This window comes from Streptomyces sp. 7R007 (genome assembly GCF_054850255.1).
On record NZ_JBTWMV010000143.1, the window covers coordinates 1 to 1,233 of the forward strand.

Genomic DNA, 1,233 nt, shown 5'->3' on the forward strand with positions numbered 1-1,233 from the left:
AGAAGCCGTTGTCTTTCCGAGAGTGACGGGTTCGTTTCCGCTGGTCAGGTGTAGGGGTGGTGTTTCGGCGGGAGGGACGGGGAGTCGTGTCGTCTCTTCGGCGGAGGTGCCGGAATGCCGTCGGTGATGGGGCTGCTGGAGGAGCGTGAACGCGCCGCTCGGCAGCGGGTGGAGGCTCTCCAGGCCGAGCTGCGGGAAGCGGAGGCGGTGTGGGAGCGGTTCGTTATCGCCCGTGAGACGGTGGGCGAGGTTCTGGCGGAGCCCCGCGGAGGCGAGGACGTGGCGCCGGTCGAGGTGGCCAGCGAACGGCCGGTGCAAGTCAGGCAGGCGGTGCCCGGCTCAGTGGTGCCGCACTGGGAGGAAGGGCTCGCGTCGGCGGTTCTCGCGCCGGACTACCGGCGGATCATGGACGTCCTGGCCGGCGGGAACGGGAGGCGCGGGGAGTCGATGGACTGTCGTCAACTCGCGGCTGCGCTGGGGCTGGAGCCGGTTGCGGCGAAGGTGGAAGGGGTGCGGTCCAAAGCCAAGCGGCTGGCCGTTCGGGGCTGGCTGGCGGAGGAACGGCCGGGGCTGTTCAGCGTGCCCGTCGGGCGAGGCGGCGGCTCATGACCATGCTCATCGCCCACGTGATCACCGCCTCCGAGGTGTCGGTGCGCGTCTCGTAGTCGCGGGCGAGGCGGCGTGAGTGCATCAGCCATGCGAAGGTGCGCTCCACCAGCCACCTCTTGGGCAGCACGGTGAAGCCGCTGGTGTCGTCGCTGCGTCTGACCACGGTCAGCGCGACGCGCAGGACATTGCGGGCGAGGTCGACCAGGCGCCCGGTGTAGCCGCCGTCGGCCCACACACGCGTGACGCGCCAGTGCCGTTCGCGCAGCCGAGCCAGGAGTGTCTGTCCCGCGTCCCGGTCGGTGACCGAGGCCGCGGTCACCATCACGGCCAGCAGCAGTCCGAGGGTGTCCACCACGATGTGCCGCTTGCGGCCGTTGACCTTCTTCCCGCCGTCGAAGCCCCGGCTCGAGGCAGGTACCGATGCGGCTGCCTTCACCGACTGCGCGTCGATGATGCCGGCCGTCGGCTCCGCATCCCGGCCCGCAGCCACGCGGACCCGCTCGCGCAACCGGTCGTGGAACTCGGCGGTCAGGCCCTTGTCCCGCCAGCGCCGGAAGAAGGCGTAGACGCGGTCCCACGCGGGGAAGTCCGCAGGCATCGCCCGCCAGGTGATGCCGCCCGCGA

Annotated in this window: 2 protein-coding genes; one reads left to right on the plus strand and one right to left on the minus strand. The window is 71.1% G+C overall.

What is annotated here, in order from left to right:
* Window positions 1-114: 114 nt before the first annotated feature.
* Complete coding sequence (locus ACYF6T_RS44490) at window positions 115-609, plus strand: hypothetical protein (RefSeq protein WP_461703696.1); 495 nt, start codon at window positions 115-117, stop codon at window positions 607-609.
* On the opposite strand, the gene ACYF6T_RS44495 is transcribed toward ACYF6T_RS44490, so the two are convergent.
* On the minus strand, window positions 575-1,233 hold a 659-nt coding region (locus ACYF6T_RS44495; RefSeq protein ID WP_461703697.1), incomplete at its 5' end, for an IS5 family transposase. The genes ACYF6T_RS44490 and ACYF6T_RS44495 overlap by 35 nt on opposite strands.